We start from the raw sequence: 18,092 nt of genomic DNA, 5'->3' as shown, positions 1-18,092 counted from the left end.
CTGCTCATTAGAACCGCTCTAGTTGCGAGAAACTTGCATCTGCATCTATCTCTCCATATATTGCGAGATAGATAGTGTTCACGCGTGCCCGAATTTGGAAATGAACGAAAACAACGCGCCCCATCGCGACGACGACGACGCCCATGCGGCGGCCCTTCTGTCCGGCCGCCAGCCGGCACTGACCGGCTGCCCCTGGCATGACGTCAACGAAATGCTCCAGTCCGCCGGCCTTCGCCCGACGCGGCAAAGGATGGCGCTTGGCTGGCTGCTGTTCGGCAAGGGTGCCCGCCACCTCACGGCTGAAATGCTCTACGAGGAAGCGACGCTGGCCAAGGTCCCGGTCTCGCTTGCGACGGTCTACAACACGCTGAACCAGCTCACAGATGCAGGCCTGCTGCGTCAGGTCAGCGTCGACGGCACCAAGACCTATTTCGACACCAACGTCACCACGCACCACCACTATTACCTTGAGAACAGCCACGAACTGGTCGACATCGAGGACCCGCATCTTGAGCTGTCCAAGATGCCGGAGGTGCCCGCGGGCTACGAGATCGCGCGCATCGACATGGTCGTGCGCCTGCGCAAGAAGCGCTGAGGTCAATCCTAAACTGTCGATTTCGTCGTCATGGCCGGGCGTAGCCGTCTGAAGGACGGCGTCGCTTCGCTTGCCTATGTCCCGGCCATCCACGTTTTTGGGCTAGGTGCGAAGTCCGTGGATGCCCGGGACAAGCCCGGGCACGACGACGGGGCGCCAGATTGCCCCTAAACTCAGTTCACCTGCTCGTCCGAGTACACGCCCCAGAGGCGTTCCTGCTGGATCCAGCCGTCGAAGCCGTTGCCGGTGACACGGCACCAGTTTGCGCTGCACCTTTTCACCTGCGTGACGACTCCGGCCTGGAGCTTTGCTGCAATCGCACTATCGACATCGGCCCGGTCGTAGATCGGAGCGAGCTCGTCCTTCTGCTTCATGGTCACGACCGCGGTGCGGCGGCCCGACAGCAGCGAGTGATAGACCCAACCTTCGGCGCCTTCGGAATCGCGCACCCGGCGCCAGTTCTCGAACTCGGCGGTGATTTCGACCGGCAGGCCGGCGCGGGTATAGACCCAGGCCACGTCATTGTCCTTGGTCGGGCCGGCACGGACGTTGACGTGGTCCGACTTGAGGCTGACATAACGCGGCACCGGCAGGCCGCTGGCGGTCTGCGGCGTGTTGTCCTTGGCCGAATGCCCGGGGCTGACCGAGGCGCTCAACCAGCCGCAAACGAGCGCCATCACCGCGCAAAAACGCCCCAACGCCATCAACCCGTCTCCTGTCGAGGACCGGCCAAGCCGGATCCTCACCCCAAGTCCAAACCCTGCCGCGCACCCCTTCGTCTTGCCCCACGCGGGTGTTCCCGAAGCCCGGCCCGTGGTTCTTGTCTTGGCCCGGCCTTCTGCTAGAGAGGACGGACGCTTGAACAACCAGTTTGCCCGATTTTCCGGCCGGAAATGTCGGGGGAGCTTGAAGGAAACGCCGGGGACGACGCGGCAAGGGCAGTGTCGAACAACCGGGTTAATGAGGCCTGAACGGCCGGCCTTTGGCGACAGAGGCGGCTTGCGACGCCTGATGAGAGCAGGACATGTCGGTGAAGAAAAAGCCCCTCGTCGTCGTGACGCGCAAGTTGCCGGATTCGATCGAGACCCGGATGCGCGAGCTGTTCGACGCGCGGATCAATCTCGACGACACGCCGATGTCGGCCGAGCAGATCGCCGAAGCCGCGCGCGGCGCCGACGTGCTTGTTCCGACGGTCACCGACCACATCACGGCCGACATCGTCAATCAGCCCGACTGCAAGCTGCGGCTGATCGCGAATTTCGGCAACGGCGTCGACAACATCGATGTCGAGGCCGCGCACGCCCGCGGTATTACCGTCACCAATACGCCGAAGGTTTTGACCGAAGACACCGCCGACATGACCATGGCGCTGATCCTGGCCGTGCCGCGCCGGCTGATCGAGGGCGCTTCCGTCCTCACGGAGGGCAAGCCCTGGGCCGGCTGGTCGCCGACCTGGATGCTCGGCCATCGCATCGGCGGCAAGCGCCTCGGCATCATTGGCATGGGCCGCATCGGCCAGGCGGTGGCGCGCCGCGCCCGCGCCTTCGGCTTGCAGATCCACTATCACAACCGCCGGCCCGTGGCGCCGAAGATCGCCGAAGAGCTTGGCGCGACCTATTGGGAAAGCCTCGACCAGATGCTGGCGCGGATGGACATCATCTCCGTGAACTGTCCGCACACGCCGGCGACCTATCATCTGCTCTCGGCGCGACGGCTGAAGCTGATCCGGAAAGACGCCTACATCGTCAACACAGCGCGCGGCGAGGTCACCGACGAGGACACGCTGATCAAGCTGATCGAAGCCGGTGACATCGGCGGCGCCGGCCTCGACGTCTACGAGCACGAGCCCGCGGTCAACCCGAAGCTGGTACGGCTCGCCAGGGCCGGCAAGGTGGCGCTGCTGCCGCATATGGGCTCGGCCACCATCGAGGGCCGCGTCGAGATGGGCGAGAAGGTGATCATCAACATCCGCACCTTCCTCGACGCGCACAAGCCGCCGGATCGCGTGCTGCCGAGCATGCTCTGAGGTTTATTTCCTTGGGTTCTCGCGCTTGCGCCAGCCTGCGACGAAATCGATGAAGGCGCGCAGCGCCGGCGGCACCTGGCGCCGGCTCGGATAGTACAGGAACGGGCCCGGAAACGGCTCGCACCAATCCTGAAGCAAGCTGACCAGCGCGCCCGACCTCAGCGCTTCGTGTACGTAGCCATCGAGCGTTGCCCAGATGCCGGCGCCGTCGAGCGCAGCGCGCATCGCAAGGCCAATATTGGTCGAGATCAGCTTTGCCGGCGGATCGACCTTCACGAGCTGGCCAGCCTTCTCGAACTCCCAATCATGCATGACGCCACTCGAGTAGCGGGCGCGGATGCAATCATGGTCGAGGAGATCCTTCGGATGCCTCGGCCTGCCGCGGCGCGCGACGTAATCAGGCGATGCGACCACGACGTAACTCTGCGGGCCGCTCAGCGAGATCGCCACCATGTCCTGCGCGAGATGCTCGCCGTAGCGCACGCCGGCGTCGAAGCCTGCGCTGACGATATCGACAAACCCGCTTTCGGAGACGATGTCGAGATCGACCTGCGGATGCGCCTGCAGGAACGGCCCGACCATCGGCGCCAGCACGAGGTCGACCGCCGGCGGCGGCGCGTTGATGCGCAGGCGGCCAGATGCCACCTCACGCAAACCGCGGACCTGATCGAGGGCATCGCCGACGTCACGCAGGGCCGGCGCGACGCGCGACAGCAGCAGCTCACCCGCCTCGGTCAGCGCAACGCTGCGGGTGGTACGGTTCATCAGGCGAACGCCGAGGCGTTCCTCCAGGTCCCGTAGCCGCTGACTAAGGCTCGACACCGACACGCGAATTTCTACCGCCGCGCGCCGAAAATTACGGGTGCGGGCCACCGCCACGAAGACATCGAGATCGCGCAAGTCTGGATCGGCCATTGTTCGATAATGTGAACAAGCTATTCTTGATTGTCCAGCTTATCGGCGCAATGGAGCGGAGGCATATGTGCCCCGTCACGCGGCGCAAACAGCTTGCCGCCTTTCTAGGAGAGCCATCATGGAACAGCGCAAACTCGGTTCAACCGGCCCCACCGTCTCGAGCCTCGGTCTCGGCTGCATGGCCATGTCGGACGCCTACGGTCCCGCCGATCGCGGCGAGAGCATCGCCACGATCCGCGCGGCACTCGATGCCGGCATCACGCTGCTCGACACCGGCGACTTCTACGCCATGGGCCACAATGAAATGCTGGTCCGCGAGGCGCTGAAGGAGGTCCCACGCGACAAGGTGCAGATCAGCGTCAAATTCGGCGCGCTGCGCGGCCCCGCCGGGGAATTCGCCGGGATAGATTGCCGGCCGGCCGCAACGAAGAATTTTCTCGCCTATTCGCTGCAGCGCTTGGGCACCGAGTACATCGACATCTACCGCCCGGCGCGTCTTGATCCCAACTTTCCCATCGAGGAGACCATTGGCGGCCTCGCCGAGATGGTAAAGGCCGGTTACATCAGGCATATCGGGCTGTCCGAGGTCGGCTCCGACACCATCCGCCGCGCGCATGCGGTGCATCCGATCGTCGATCTCCAGATCGAATATTCGCTGATCGAGCGCGGCATCGAGCGCGACATCCTCAAGACCTGCCGCGAACTCGGCATCGGCATCACCGCCTATGGCGTGCTGGCGCGCGGCCTGATCAGCGGTCACTGGTCGAAGGGCAGCGGCAAGGTCGGCAAGGACTACCGCCTGATGAGCCCGCGCTTCCAGGGCACGAATCTCGATGCCAATCTCGCGCTGGCGGAGCAGTTGCGCGCGATCGCCGCCGGGATCGGTGCAACGCCTGCGCAGGTCGCGATCGCCTGGGTGGCGGCGCAGGGTGAGGAGATCGTTCCGCTGGTCGGCGCCCGGACCCGCAACCGCCTCACCGAGGCGCTCGGTGCAACCAAGGTCAATCTGACGCCGGTTCAGCTTGCGACACTGGCGAAGGCCTTTCCGCCCAGTGTCGCCTCAGGCACGCGCTATGCGGCCGAGCAGATGGCGCATCTGGACAGCGAGAAGCCGGCCGCCGCGTAACATCTGCACTCAAGTGCGATGGGCGCTGAGGTCGGTCATGACCGGCCCATCGCCGTTGAGCGGATTGGCCGGATCGCGCGCGTAGCGCAAGGTCTCGAAGCGCATCGCGCGTGCATCGATCATCAGGAGGCGGCCGACGAGACCGTCGCCAAAGCCGACGATCTCGCGGATCGCCTCCAGCGCCATCATCGAACCCATCACGCCCGCAAGCGCGCCCATGACGCCGGCCTCCGCGCAGGCCGGCACCGTGCCCGGCGGCGGCGCCTCCGGAAACAGGCAGCGGTAGGTCGGGTTGAACACACCCTCGTCGTTCTTTTCATGCGCGCGGATCGTCGTCAGCGATCCATCGAAGGTGCCGAGCGCGGCGGTGATGAGGGGCCGCTTGGCGAAGAAGCAGGCGTCGGAGGCCAGATAGCGCGTCGAGAAATTGTCGGAGCCGTCGAGCACAAGATCGTAGTCGCCGATCAGCGAGAGCGCGTTGTCGGCGTTGAGCCAGGTGGCGTGGCCGACAAAGCGCACATGCGGATTGAGCGCGGTGATCCGCTCGGCGGCGCTCTCGACTTTGTGCCGGCCGATGTCAGGTGTCGTATGGATGACCTGGCGCTGAAGGTTGGACAGCGACACCACGTCGTCATCGACCACGCCGAGAGTGCCGACGCCGGCAGCGGCCAGATACATCAGGGCCGGCGCGCCGAGCCCGCCGGCGCCGATCACCAGCACGGATGCCCGTTTCAGCGCGGCCTGGCCGGGGCCACCGACATCGCGCAGCACGATATGGCGGGCATAGCGTTCGAGTTCGTCCGCGCTCAGCATCGTCATCCTTTCAGGTGCCTACCCTCATGGTGAGGAGGCGCGAAGCGCCATCTCGAACCATGAAGGCCCCGTTGCAACAGCTTGGCCTTCATCCTTCGAGACGCGCGGGAAGAGCGCGCTCCTCAGGATGAGGAGTCAGCTACCTTTCCCTGGCCTGAACCACCTCAACATTGTTCGCGACCGATGAGATGTGCTTCAATGGCAGCACGTTCAATGGGCTGGCTGATTTGTCATGAGATCGATGCTTGCGGCAACACTGTTGGTCGCGACCGCCGCAGGCGCGAACGCCCAGATGACGACGCCGCAGGTCTCCGGCACCAGGCCGAAGACGATCCAGACCGTTCCGATCCGCCCGCCCGCCTTGCAGACGCCGTCGGAGACCGCCGACGCCATGGCGCAGGCGGAACGCCTGTCGCTGCAATCCGACCTCGCCTGGGTCGGCCAATATAACGGCGCCATCAGCGGCGACGTCAGCGCGCGCATGGTCGACGCAATCAAGGAATACCAGAAGGCCAAGGGCGGCAGGCCAACCGGCGCGCTCAATCCGCAGGAGCGCGCCGCACTCGCCGAGACGGCGCGCCGAAAGCAGGACAGCGTCGGCTGGAAGATCGTGATGGAGCCGACCAGCGGCGCCCGGCTCGGCATCCCCGGCAAGTTGGTGACGCAGCAGGCGACCGATGCCAACGGCTCGAAATGGACCTCACCGACTGGAACGGTGCAAGTGCTGCTCGGCCGCCGCAAGGAGGCGAACCCGACCACAGCCAAGCTCGCGGCAGCGGAGAAGAAGGAGCCCCCCGGACGCAAGGTCGACTACACCGTGGTGAAGCCGGACTTTTTCGTGCTTTCGGGCCTCCAGGGCCTGAAGAAATTTTACGTCCGCGGCACCTTCAAAGGCGACGAGGTCCGCATCATGACCATCCTCTACGACCAGGCGACCGAGAACACGGTCGAGCCGGTCGTGATCGCGATGTCGAGCGCGTTCAACGCATTCCCGGCGGGGCCGCAGGCCGGACCGACACCGCGCAAGAGCGTCGAATACGGCACCGGCATCGTCGTCAGCGACGACGGCGCGATCGTCACCGATCGCCTCATCACCGACAGCTGCCTCGCGATCACGGTCGCCGGCTATGGCAATGCCGACCGGCTCGCCGAAGACAAGGAGCACGATCTCGCACTGCTGCACATCTACGGCGCGCGCGGCCTGAAACCGCTCGGCCTCACCGGCGGCGCGGCCAAGACGAACGTCGATGTCATCGGCATCGCGGATCCGCAAAGCCAGGGCGGCGCGGCCAGCGTCTCAAGTGTCAAGGCGGCGCTGGCGCCGGTGACGAGCAACGATTCCGCACTGTCTCCGCCACCGGCCGTGGGGTTCTCCGGCAGCCCGGCGATCGACGGCGACGGCAAGTTTGCCGGCATCGCGCTGCTGAAGCCGGCGATAGTCGCGGGTCCCGCGACATCGGTCCCTGCGTCACAAGCGGTGATGGTGTCTGCGGAAACGGTGCGCGACTTCCTGAAAGCGAACGATGTCATGGCGAACGGCACGTCGACCGATGCAAAGGCCGCCGTGGTGCGCGTGATCTGCGTGCGCAAGTAGGCCAAGGGCAGCATCCCTGATTCCCCGCGCCCTTGGGTGGTAACGAGCACGCCCACGTACGACTACGGGTCCAGTAGTGGTACGGATTCGCCGTCATTCCCTATTCCGCCATCATCGTTAGCGTTGATTCGGACATCCGCGGTCCCCCTTGGACTGGGCAGGGCACGTCCTGAGCGAGAAGAGCTCAGCATCGAGAAGCGATGCACGTTCGCGTGGCGTTACCCAGAGACCCAAGCACTCCAAAGGATTCATCTTCCATGCACACGATCGTACTGGCCACCCAAAAGGGCGGCAGTGGCAAGAGCACGCTCGCCATCGGCCTCGCGCTGGCAGCCAAGCAGGTCGGCTTCACCGTTCGCCTGATCGAGACCGACCTGCAGGGTACCCTGTCCAACTGGCGGCGCCGCCGTACCGCGGATGATCTCGTCGTCGAGCCGATCTATCATGCCGCCGACATCGAACCGCGTCTGAAGATGCTGGCCAAAAGCGGCCTGCAGCTCGCGATCGTTGACACCGCGGCCGGCCTTAGCGCCGCCACTACCGCCGCGATCCGCCATTGCGACCTCTGCCTGATCCCGGCCCGGCCGAGCGTCGCCGACATCGAGGCGACCGCTTCGACGCTCAGCGTCGCGCGCGCCTGGAAGCGGCCCTATAGCTTCGTGCTGAACCAGACGCCTATCCGCGGCCAGCGCATCGACAACGCGGCCACCACGCTCGCCGAGGATGCGGCGCTCGATCTCGCTGAGGTGCTCGCGCGCCCGCTGATCGTGATGCGCAATGATCACCAGGACTCGCTGGCAGCCGGCCTCGCCGTCAGCGAATTCGCACCGAACGGCAAGTCGGCGGACGAGGTCCGCGGCCTCTGGCAGTGGATCGATACCCGTCTCGAGCTCGTCGCCACGACCAATGTCCGGAGCGACCAGGTGATTACGACGGCGGACGGCATGCTGCACGCTGCCGAGCTTGCGTCGGACGAGACCACGACACTGGCGTCCTGAGCGAAGCGATCGCTCAGACGGCCGCCGGGCTCTTCGCCATCCGGTAAAAAGAGTCCAAGCGACGAAGCAATCCGGCCACCAGCCCGGCCGGATTGCTTCGCTTCGCACTGGCGGCAATTGATCGAACTAATGTAGCCGCGGGCTCCCTTACCTCTCCCGCCTGCGGGAGAGGTCGGCGCGCTCTTTGCGCGCCGGGTGAGGGTTTTCTCCTCACAGGGAATCTCTCTGCGGAAGCCCCCTCTCCCCAACCCTCTCCCGCAAGCGGGAGAGGGAGCGCAACTAGCGCCTGATTAGCTCAAGGCTTCCGCGCAGTGGTCAAGCTGCGATGTCTGCATGGCCGGCTACTTCTGACATTTCGCACACCAGAAGGTCGATCGCCCATTCTGGGTGAAACGCTTGATCGTGCCGCCACAGCGCGGCGTCTTGCAGGACTCGCCTTCGCGGTCGTAGACCTTGAACGCGTGCTGGAAATAGCCGAGCTCGCCTGAGGTCTGGCGATGGTCGCGAAGTGAGGAGCCGCCGGCCTTGATGGCGTCGTTCAGCACGGTGTGGATCGCGCCAACCAATCTCTTCGCATGGTCGGTCGGTTCGCCCTTCTTGGTCGACAGCGTCGCGGCAATCCGGCGCGGCGACAGATGCGAGCGGTGCAGGACTTCGCAGACATAGATGTTGCCGAGCCCCGCCACCACGCGCTGATCGAGCAGCGCGGCCTTCAGGTTCGTGGTCTTGCCGGCGCACGACCCCGCCAGCATTGCCGCGTCGAACGCGTTGCCGAGCGGCTCGGGACCGAGGTCGCGCAGCAGCGGCTCCTCGTCCAGCGCGTTGCGCGCGATCACTTTCATGTAACCGAAGCGGCGCGGATCGTTGAAGACGATGTCGGCACCCGAGGACATGCGAAACAACACGTGGTCATGCGTGGAGTCCTTGGCCCGCGGATAGTGAAACTCGCCAGGCGCCGCATCGTTGTCCGGCTTGATGACGCGGAACGAGCCTGACATGCCCAGATGCATAAGCAGCACGTCGCCTGAAGCGAGATCGGCCATGAGATATTTTGCACGGCGGCCGAGCCCGGTGACGAGCTGCCCCTGGAGCCGGGCCACGAAATCCGGCTGAAAGGGAAAGCGCAGATCTGGGCGCCGGGCCTCCGCGACGAGGATCTTTGCACCTTCCATGACTGGCTGAAGGCCGCGGCGGACGGTCTCGACTTCGGGCAATTCAGGCATGGTCAGGCATTCACCTTATGAGGGCGGTGTGATAGCGCCATTGCGGCGGGCGCGCTATGGTCCGCCTCGTGGAGTAGAGTAATGGATCGGCCGGGCGAAACCACGCATTTTGGCTTCAGGGACGTTCCCTTGGGCGACAAGCAGACACTGGTGAACGATGTGTTTCACAGCGTGGCTTCGCGCTATGATTTGATGAACGACTTGATGTCCGGTGGCCTGCACCGGGTCTGGAAGGACATCATGATCAACGCGCTAGATCCGCCCAGAAGCGAGCGGCCGTTCGCGTTGCTCGATGTGGCCGGCGGCACCGGCGACATTTCGTTCCGGGCCGCCAAGGCGGCCGGGTCCGGCTTCCATGCCACCGTTTGCGACATCAATTCCGGGATGCTGGCGGTAGGCCGCGAGCGCGCCGCCAAGCGGCATCTCGAGACCCAGGTCGATTTCGTCGAGGGCAATGCCGAAGCGCTCGCCTTCGCCGATCGCAGCTTCGACGCATATACGATCGCTTTCGGCATCCGCAACGTGCCGCAGATCGGCCTTGCGCTGCGCGAGGCCTATCGCGTGCTGAAGCCTGGCAGTCGCTTCCTGTGCCTGGAGTTCTCCACCGTCGAGATGCCCGGCCTCGACAAGCTTTACGATCTGTTCTCGTTCAAGGTGATTCCGCCGCTCGGCCGCATGGTGACCGGCGACGCCGAGTCCTATCAGTATCTCGTCGAATCGATCCGCAAGTTTCCAAAGCCCAACGCCTTCGCCGACATGATCCGCAATGCCGGTTTCGCCCGCGTGAGCTGGCAGACATTGACCGGCGGCATTGTTGCACTGCATTCGGGCTGGCGTTTGTGATCTCTGCAATTACCCACACTGCGCGCCTGATGCGCGCTGCGTTCGTGTTTGCGCGCGAAGGCGTGTTCGGCTCCGTCGATCCGAGCCTCGTGCCGCCGCCCGGACAGCTTGCGCTGAAGCTTGCCCGTCTCATCGAGCGGCGCGGCATCAAGCATGGACCACGGATATCGCGCGCGCTGACCCGGATGGGTCCGGCCTATCTCAAGCTCGGGCAATTCCTCGCGACGCGCCCCGATGTCGTCGGCGTCAGCATGGCGCGCGATCTCGAGAGCCTCCAGGATCGCCTGCCGCCATTCCCGCAGGACGAGGCGGAAGCTGCGATCGCGACCTCGCTGGAGCGCCCGCTGAAAGACGCGTTCACAAGCTTCGGCCCGGCGGTCGCGGCCGCCTCGATCGCGCAGGTGCATCGCGCCGAAGTCTGGCACGACGGCGTCCGCAAGGCGGTCGCCGTGAAAGTGCTGCGACCCAACGTGGCCTCGCGCTTCCGGCGCGACCTCTCCGATTTCTTTTTCGTCGCGCACAAGGCCGAATCCTACTCGGCCGAAGCGCGGCGCCTGCGCCTCATCGAGGTCATCAACACCATGTCGCGCTCGGTCGCGATGGAGATGGACCTGCGGCTCGAGGCTGCGGCGCTGTCGGAGATGGCGGAGAACACGCGCGACGATCCCGACTTCCGCATACCGACCGTCGACTGGGACCGCACCACGCACAACGTGCTGACGATGGAGTGGATCGACGGCATCGCGCTGAACGATCACAAGCGTCTGGCAGAGGCGCAGGTCGATCTGCCCGATCTCGGCCGCAAGATCATCCAGAGCTTTCTGCGGCACGCGTTGCGCGACGGCTTCTTCCATGCCGACATGCATCCGGGCAATCTGTTCCTGGATGATACGGGCCGGCTGGTCGCGGTCGATTTCGGCATCATGGGCCGGCTCGGCATGAAGGAGCGGCGCTTCCTCGCGGAAATCCTGCTCGGCTTCATCACCCGCGACTACCGCCGCGTCGCTGAAGTGCATTTCGAGGCGGGCTACGTGCCCGCGCATCATTCGGTCGAGAATTTCGCACAAGCCATCCGCGCCATCGGCGAGCCGATCCACAACCGCACCGCCGAAGAGATCTCGATGGCGCGGCTGCTGACGCTGCTGCTCGAGGTCACCGGCCTGTTCGACATGACCACAAGGCCGGAACTGATCCTGCTGCAGAAGACCATGGTGGTGGTCGAGGGCGTGGCGCGCGGCTTCGATCCCAAGCTCGATATCTGGAAGATCGCCGACCCGGTGGTGCGCGAATGGATCGAGCGCAATCTCGGACCGCTCGGCCGGGTCCAGGGTGCGATTTCCGGCACCGGCGACCTCGCGCGCGTGCTGATGCGGCTTCCCGATATCGCGCAGCGCTCGGTCGTGGTGCTCGAGCAATTGGAGACCATGACGCGCGAGGGCCTGCGGCTGTCACCGGAGAGCATCGCGGCGATGGGGCGCAGCGAGGGCCGCAAGAACCGCTGGCGCACCGTGGCGCTCTGGATCATCGCCGCGACCTTTATCGGCATCCTGATCGCCGTCCGGAATCTATGATTGCACTGCAATCATAGCGCTGATAGCATCGCCATCATTCTGTCCTGGAGGGCGTCATGGCGAGCCTGACCATCCGCAAGCTCGACGAGACCGTCAAAACCTATCTACGCCTGCGCTCGGCCAAGAACCGCAGGTCGGTCGAGGAAGAGGTCCGGGTCATCCTGCGGGAGCTGATCGAGGGCCGTGAGGAGCCGCTGACGCCGTTTGCGGTCCCACCCGCGGCATCTACCGCCTCCACATCCCAGCGCACCGGCGCCCTCCCTGAGGCCAGCGTCACCCTGATCATCGGCGGCGGGATTGCGGCCTATAAGTCGCTCGACCTGATCCGCCGGCTCAAGGAGCGTCGCATCGAGGTCCGCTGCGTGCTGACCAAGGCGGCGCAAGAGTTCGTCACGCCTTTGGCGGCGAGCGCACTCTCCCATGAGCGCGTCTATACTGACCTGTTCGATCCCCAGAGCGAGTTCGACGCCGGCCACATCCGGCTGGCGCGCGACTGCGACCTGATCGTGGTGGCGCCTGCGACCGCCGACCTGATGGCGAAGATGGCAGGCGGCCATGCCGACGATCTCGCCAGCGCGATCCTGCTCGCCACCAACCGAAAAATCCTGCTGGCGCCGGCGATGAATCCGCTGATGTGGAATAACGCCGCGACGCGCCGCAATGTGGCGCAGCTTCAGCGCGACGGCGTGGTGCTGATCGGCCCGAATTCCGGCGAGATGGCTGAAGCCGGAGAAGCCGGCACCGGCCGCATGTCCGAAGCGGTGGAGATCGCGGCCGCCGCCGAGCGGCTGCTGCGGCCGCCGATGCCGCGCCCGCTCGCCGGCAAACGCGTGCTGATCACCGCGGGCCCCACCCACGAGCCGATCGATCCGGTGCGCTACATCGCCAATCGCTCGTCCGGCAAGCAGGGCTTTGCCATTGCCGCGGCTGCGCAAGCCGCGGGCGCCGAGGTGATCCTGGTGAGCGGCCCGGTCGATCTCAGCGATCCCCAAGGCGTGACGGTGAAGCATGTCGAATCGGCGCGGCAGATGCTGGAGCAGGTTCGGGCTTCGCTCCCGGTCGACATCGCCATCTTCGCCGCCGCGGTCGCCGACTGGCGGGTCGCCAGTGAAGGCGAACAGAAGCTGAAGAAGACCTCGGCCGGCATGCCGCCGCTTCAGCTCGTCGAGAACCCCGACATCCTCGCCACGATCTCGAAGCTGACGGACCAGCGCCCGCCGCTGGTGATCGGCTTTGCCGCCGAAACCGAGCACCTCATCGACAACGCCAAATCCAAGCTGGCGCGCAAGGGCTGCGACTGGATCGTCGCCAACGACGTTTCACCCGCAACCGGCGTGATGGGCGGGGACCGCAACACCGTTCATCTTATCAGCCGCAAGAATGGCGAGAGCACCGGCGAGATTGAGGTTGATTCCTGGCCGGTGATGACCAAGGAACAGGTCGCCACCCAACTGGTCGCGCGCCTCGTCAAGAGCGTGACCGGCAAATCCCTGGAGCTCGCATCTTGAGCACGAAAGTCACCGTCGAACTGCAACGCATGGCTCATGCCCAAGGCCTGCCGCTGCCGGCTTATCAGACCACTGAAGCCGCCGGCCTCGACCTCATGGCCGCAGTTCCGGACGGCGAACCTGTGACGCTCGCCCCCGGCCAATATGCGCTGGTGCCGACCGGGCTTGCGATTGCCTTGCCGGCCGGGCACGAGGCGCAGGTGCGGCCGCGCTCGGGGCTCGCCGCCAAGCACGGCGTCACCGTGCTGAACTCGCCGGGCACGATCGACGCGGACTATCGCGGCGAGATCAAGGTGATCCTGATCAATCACGGCGCGGCACCCTTCGTGATCCAGCGCGGCGAGCGCATCGCGCAGATGGTGATCGCCCCCGTGGTGCAGGCCGCGCTGGTTCCCGTGGCCGAATTGTCGGCAACCGGCCGCGGCGACGGCGGCTTCGGCTCGACCGGCCGCTAGTTTCTTACCTCTCCCGCTTGCGGGAGAGGTCGGCGCGGAGCGCGGGGTGAGGGCTCTCTCCATACGGGCAGAGTCGCCCGCGACGAGACCCCCCTCCCCAACCATCCCCCGCAAGCGGGAGAGGGAGCGCAGCTGCATCATGGCAAACAATCCGCATGGGCCGCTTACACACGGCAATTCCAACCGAATCACCCGAACAATGACGGGGCTTGGAACAACGCGGCCGGCATTTTTGTGGGGCCGGCTTTGCGTTCACGATCTGGACTCTTACCGGTCGAGTCACGATGAGGATATTGTCGTTTGATTCGCGCGCGGCGGGGGTCGCCGCGCGCAAATCCGTGCGATCTTGGGGCAACTATGTCAGGCGTGATCGTGTCGATGCGTCGGACGCTGCTGTCTTGCACATCGTTGGTGCGCGACGGTCTTGTGGGAAGCGCTCTGGCGGCGCTGTCGCCGGCTGGCCCGGCGCAGGCCGCCGACCTCGCCGACACCCTCTCCACATTGCTGGACTTCAACCGGCAGGAACTCGCGGTGCTGGCGACTGCACTGGCCCTGCTCGGCTTCTCGGTCATGGCCGCAATTCTGCTGATGCGCACGCGTGTGCGCACTGCGAAGAACGAGGCCGGGCTGCGCGCGCGGATCAGGGAGCTGCAATTGCAGACCGATCGCTTCGGCGCGCTGCTGTTCGCCGAGCCGCAGATCCTTATCTCGTGGCCGGCTGGCGATAACCGCGCGCAGATTTCCGGCGACCTCTCGATGGTGCTGCCGCGCGACTCGTCGCCGCAACGCGTGCTGGCGTTCGGAACCTGGCTGCCGCCGGAACCGGCGCTCCGGATCGACCACGCGGTCGAAGCGCTGCGTGACCGCGGCGACGGGTTCCAGCTGACGCTCAGCACTGCCAACGGCCGGACGCTGGAGGCCCTCGGCCGCGCCATCGGCGGTCAGGCCATCGTCCGGATTCGCGAACTCTCGGGCCTGCGCCGCGAACTGGCCGAGACCAATCTGCGCCACAAGGCGCTCGCCCACGAGACCGAGATGCTGCGCGGCTTTGCCGCCGCTTCGCCATGGCCGATCTGGGCCAAGGGCGAGAACGGCGCGCTGACCTACGCCAATCCGGCCTATGTGCGTGCGACCGAGGCAACCAGCGTCAGCGATGCCCAGGAGCGCAAGCTCGAATTGCTCGACAGCGACGACCGTACCGCCATGGAGCGCGGTCTGAAGGACGCCGCCAACTTCACCTCGCGGCTGCCGATCGTGATCGGCGGCGAGCGGCGCATCTATGACGTGCGCGCCGTCAATGTCGGCAGCGGCAGCGTCGGCGTCGCCATCGATGCCAGCGAAGCCGATGCGCTGAGCTCGGCCCTGGTGCGAATGGCCGAAGCGCACCGCCGCACGCTCGACCAGCTCTCCTCGGGAGTCGCCCTGTTCGACGGCCAGCGCCGGCTCGCCTTCTACAATGATTCCTATCGCCGGCTGTGGGACCTCGACCGCAGCTTCCTCGACGCCAGTCCCGACGATTCCAGCGTGCTCGACCAGCTCCGCGCCGCGCGCAAACTGCCGGAGCAGCCGGATTTCCGCGCCTGGAAAGCCAAGCTGCACGAGGCCTATCGCGCGGTCGAGACCGCCAAGGACACATGGTTCCTGCCCGATGGCCGCGCGCTCTCCGTCGTCACCACGCCGAACCCGGAAGGCGGCGTCACCTATCTGTTCGACGACGTCACCGAGAGCCTCGACCTTGCCCGCCGCTTCGACGGCCTGATCCGGGTCCAGCGCGAGACGCTGGACAGCCTCGCCGAGGGCGTCGCCGTGTTCGGCAGCAACGGCAAGGCGCAGTTGTTCAATCCGGCCTTCGTCCGCATGTGGAAGCTGTCGAGCGACGCTATGCGCGATGAGCCGCACATCCAGACCGTCGAAGGCTGGTGCCATCAGCTGTTCGACGATCCGATTGTCTGGCGGCAGATCCGCGAGGCCATCACTTCGATCGAGAACCGCGCCGACGTGCCGCTGAAGCTGGAGCGCAAGGACGGCAGCGTGCTCGACGGCATGATCCGGCCGCTGCCCGACGGCGCCACCATGCTGACGTTCCAGGACATCACCGATACCGAGAACGTCGAGCGCGCGCTGCGCGAGCGCAACGAGGCGCTGGAAGCCGCCGACCAGATGAAGGTGGATTTCGTCCACCATGTCTCCTACGAGCTGCGCTCGCCGCTGACCACCATCATCGGCTTCGCGCATTTCCTTAGCGATCCCTCCACCGGGCCGCTGACGCCGAAGCAGGCCGAATATCTCGACTACGTCACCAAATCGACCAACGCGCTGCTCGCGCTCACCAACAACATCCTCGATCTCGCCACCATCGATGCCGGCGCGATGAAGCTGGAGCTCGGTCCGGTCGACGTCGTCAAGGCCATCGAGCTTGCCGCCGAGGGCATCCAGGACCGGCTCGCGACCGACCGCATCCGCCTCAAGGTCGAGATCGCGCCGGACATCGGCAGCTTCATCGGCGACGAGAAGCGCGTGGTGCAGGTGCTCTATAACCTCCTCGCCAACGCCGTCGGGTTTTCTCCACAGGATTCCACCGTCGGCATCAGCGCGCGCCGAACCGACCGCAATGTCGTCTTCACCGTGACAGATTCCGGGCCTGGAATACCGGCCGACATGAAGGACAAGGTGTTCAACTGGTTCGAAAGCCGCTCGCAGGGCTCGCGTCATCGCGGCGCCGGGCTCGGGCTATCGCTGGTGCGCTCCTTTGTCGAGCTGCATGGCGGCAAGGTGCGGGTGGATTCGAGCGCGGGCAAGGGCACCGTCGTGGTCTGCGACTTCCCGACCGACCAGGCGGCGCATCGCGACGCCGCCGAATGACCGTGCCCAAGAACACGTCAACGACATTCTCCGTCGCGCTCGTCAACGAGACGGCCACGGCAGAGCTGATGGCCGATCTGGCGCTGCTGGTCGGGCCCGGCGACGTCATCACGCTTACCGGTGATCTCGGCGCCGGCAAGACCGCGGCCGCGCGCGCCATGATCCGCTATCTCGCCGGCGACGAGACGCTGGAGGTGCCGAGCCCGACATTTACGCTGGTGCAGGGCTATGAGCTGCCGCCCTTTCCGGTACAGCATGCCGATCTCTACCGCGTCGAGGACGAGAGCGAGCTCGAGGAGATCGGGCTGTCGCCGCTGCCGGAAGCCACGCTCATCCTGATCGAATGGCCTGAGCGTGCGCCGTCGGCAATGCCGGAGGACCGCATCGACATCGCTCTGACGCATCGGCCGGCGCTGGGTTCGACCGCGCGCGCCGCCGAAGTCACCGGTTACGGCAAGAGCGCCGCGCAGGTCGCGCGGCTGAAGGCGCTGCGGGAATTCCTCGATGCATCCGGCTACGTCGACGCGGCGCGCCGACGTATGGACGGCGACGCCTCGAGCCGTTCCTATGCGCGGCTGATCCGCGACGACGACGTCGTCATCCTCATGAACTTCCCGCAGCGCGCCGACGGCGCTGCGATGTACAACGGGAAATCCTACAGCGCCGCGGTGCACCTTGCCGAAAACGTCAAGCCCTTCGTCGCCATCGCCCAAGGCCTGCGCGCGGCAGGACTGTCCGCGCCGGCGATCTACCATTCCGATCTCGACCACGGCTTCCTGATCACCGAAGATTTCGGCAGCGAAGGCGTGATCGAAGGCGATCCGCCGCGCCCGATCGTCGAGCGCTACGAGGCTGCAACCGACGTCCTCGCCGTCCTGCACGGAAAGACGCTGCCGGATACGCTGCCGCTAGGGGATCAGAGCTACGCCATTCCGGTGTTCGACGCCGAGGCGCTGCTGATCGAGATCGGATTGATGCCGGAATGGTATCTGCCCGACCGCAACGCTCCGCTGAGCGAGGCAGCCCGCGCGGACTTTTTCGCGATGTGGCGCGAGTTGCTGCAGAAGCCGCTGGCGACGCCGAGGACGTGGATCATCCGCGACTATCACTCGCCCAATCTGATCTGGCTCGCCGACCGTACCGGCATCGCGCGCGTCGGCGTGATCGATTTCCAGGACACCGTGCTCGGACCACAATCCTACGACGTGGTCTCGCTGCTCCAGGACGCCCGCGTCGACGTGCCGGAAAGCCTCGAGCTGACGCTGCTGTCGCGCTACATCAAGGCGCGCCGCGCGCAAGATGCGAGCTTCGATCCGGCCGGCTTCGCCGAGCTCTACGCCATCATGTCGGCGCAGCGGAATACGCGCCTGCTCGGTACCTTCGCCCGCCTCAACCGCCGCGACGGCAAGCCGCATTACCTCCGCCACCAGCCGCGGATCTGGACCTACCTTCAGCGCTCGCTGGCGCACCCCGCGCTTAGCTATCTGCACGACTGGTACCTCACCCACGTCCCGCCGCCCCAATCCTGATTCGGGGCCGATTTACCGGCTGTTAGCCAAGGCG

The 18,092-nt window shown here is 65.6% G+C and carries 15 protein-coding genes; 11 read left to right on the top strand and 4 right to left on the bottom strand.

The features are described from left to right. The first annotated feature begins 100 nt into the window (after window positions 1-100). The gene (gene irrA, locus IVA82_RS45595; protein WP_247384112.1) at window positions 101-595 is read left to right on the top strand and encodes an iron response transcriptional regulator IrrA; all 495 of its coding nucleotides are present in this window, start codon (window positions 101-103) and stop codon (window positions 593-595) included. A gap of 173 nt (window positions 596-768) precedes the next feature. Here irrA and IVA82_RS45590 read toward each other — a convergent pair whose 3' ends face one another. Next, entirely contained in the window at window positions 769-1,299 is a 531-nt protein-coding gene (locus IVA82_RS45590) for an SH3 domain-containing protein (protein WP_247384111.1), read from the bottom strand. Between the two features lie 320 nt (window positions 1,300-1,619). On the opposite strand from IVA82_RS45590, the gene IVA82_RS45585 reads away from it, so the two are divergent. Then, complete coding sequence (locus tag IVA82_RS45585; protein WP_247384110.1) at window positions 1,620-2,621, top strand: D-glycerate dehydrogenase; 1,002 nt, start codon at window positions 1,620-1,622, stop codon at window positions 2,619-2,621. A gap of 3 nt (window positions 2,622-2,624) precedes the next feature. Here IVA82_RS45585 and IVA82_RS45580 read toward each other — a convergent pair whose 3' ends face one another. Then, window positions 2,625-3,536 carry a LysR family transcriptional regulator gene (locus IVA82_RS45580; RefSeq protein ID WP_247384109.1) on the bottom strand — a complete coding sequence of 304 codons (912 nt, stop codon included), beginning with the start codon at window positions 3,534-3,536 and terminating at the stop codon, window positions 2,625-2,627. Window positions 3,537-3,654: 118 nt separating this feature from the next. Between IVA82_RS45580 and IVA82_RS45575 the strand changes: the two genes are divergently transcribed. Further along, window positions 3,655-4,662 (top strand): aldo/keto reductase, encoded by a 1,008-nt coding sequence (locus IVA82_RS45575; protein ID WP_247384108.1) that lies wholly within the window; start codon window positions 3,655-3,657, stop codon window positions 4,660-4,662. A 9-nt stretch (window positions 4,663-4,671) separates the two neighbouring features. Here the strand turns inward: IVA82_RS45575 and moeB are convergent, their stop codons facing one another. Beyond that, entirely contained in the window at window positions 4,672-5,475 is an 804-nt protein-coding gene (gene moeB, locus IVA82_RS45570) for a molybdopterin-synthase adenylyltransferase MoeB (protein ID WP_247384170.1), read from the bottom strand. A 232-nt stretch (window positions 5,476-5,707) separates the two neighbouring features. Here moeB and IVA82_RS45565 point away from each other — a divergent pair, with 232 nt between their 5' ends. Further along, window positions 5,708-7,069 (top strand): serine protease, encoded by a 1,362-nt coding sequence (locus IVA82_RS45565; protein ID WP_247384106.1) that lies wholly within the window; start codon window positions 5,708-5,710, stop codon window positions 7,067-7,069. Between the two features lie 257 nt (window positions 7,070-7,326). Continuing rightward, window positions 7,327-8,067: a ParA family protein gene (locus IVA82_RS45560; RefSeq protein WP_247384104.1), complete on the top strand. Its 741-nt coding sequence runs from the start codon at window positions 7,327-7,329 to the stop codon at window positions 8,065-8,067. Window positions 8,068-8,408: 341 nt separating this feature from the next. On the opposite strand, the gene mutM is transcribed toward IVA82_RS45560, so the two are convergent. Then, window positions 8,409-9,290, bottom strand: a complete 882-nt coding sequence (gene mutM, locus IVA82_RS45555; RefSeq protein WP_247384102.1) for a bifunctional DNA-formamidopyrimidine glycosylase/DNA-(apurinic or apyrimidinic site) lyase — start codon at window positions 9,288-9,290, stop codon at window positions 8,409-8,411. A gap of 81 nt (window positions 9,291-9,371) precedes the next feature. On the opposite strand from mutM, the gene ubiE reads away from it, so the two are divergent. The 6 genes from ubiE (at window position 9,372) to tsaE (ending at window position 18,058) form a co-directional block, all read left to right on the top strand. Next, window positions 9,372-10,133, top strand: coding sequence for a bifunctional demethylmenaquinone methyltransferase/2-methoxy-6-polyprenyl-1,4-benzoquinol methylase UbiE (gene ubiE / locus IVA82_RS45550; protein ID WP_247384101.1), 762 nt, complete (start codon window positions 9,372-9,374; stop codon window positions 10,131-10,133). Next, window positions 10,130-11,704 carry a 2-polyprenylphenol 6-hydroxylase gene (gene ubiB, locus IVA82_RS45545; RefSeq protein ID WP_247384100.1) on the top strand — a complete coding sequence of 525 codons (1,575 nt, stop codon included), beginning with the start codon at window positions 10,130-10,132 and terminating at the stop codon, window positions 11,702-11,704. Before ubiE ends, ubiB begins: the two co-directional genes overlap by 4 nt. Before the next feature lie 56 nt (window positions 11,705-11,760). Beyond that, window positions 11,761-13,212, top strand: a complete 1,452-nt coding sequence (gene coaBC, locus IVA82_RS45540; RefSeq protein ID WP_247384099.1) for a bifunctional phosphopantothenoylcysteine decarboxylase/phosphopantothenate--cysteine ligase CoaBC — start codon at window positions 11,761-11,763, stop codon at window positions 13,210-13,212. After that, window positions 13,209-13,667 (top strand): dUTP diphosphatase, encoded by a 459-nt coding sequence (gene dut / locus IVA82_RS45535; RefSeq protein WP_247384098.1) that lies wholly within the window; start codon window positions 13,209-13,211, stop codon window positions 13,665-13,667. The genes coaBC and dut overlap by 4 nt, the downstream gene beginning before the upstream one ends. Before the next feature lie 357 nt (window positions 13,668-14,024). Next, entirely contained in the window at window positions 14,025-16,529 is a 2,505-nt protein-coding gene (locus IVA82_RS45530) for a PAS-domain containing protein (protein WP_247384097.1), read from the top strand. Then, a complete protein-coding gene (tsaE, locus tag IVA82_RS45525) occupies window positions 16,526-18,058 on the top strand; it encodes a tRNA (adenosine(37)-N6)-threonylcarbamoyltransferase complex ATPase subunit type 1 TsaE (RefSeq protein ID WP_247384096.1) in 1,533 nt (510 codons plus the stop codon). The genes IVA82_RS45530 and tsaE overlap by 4 nt, the downstream gene beginning before the upstream one ends. The last annotated feature ends 34 nt before the right edge of the window (window positions 18,059-18,092 follow it).

It is taken from the genome of Bradyrhizobium sp. 142 (genome assembly GCF_023074015.1).
GTDB lineage: Bacteria > Pseudomonadota > Alphaproteobacteria > Rhizobiales > Xanthobacteraceae > Bradyrhizobium.
This window is presented reverse-complemented; position numbering and strand designations above follow the sequence as displayed.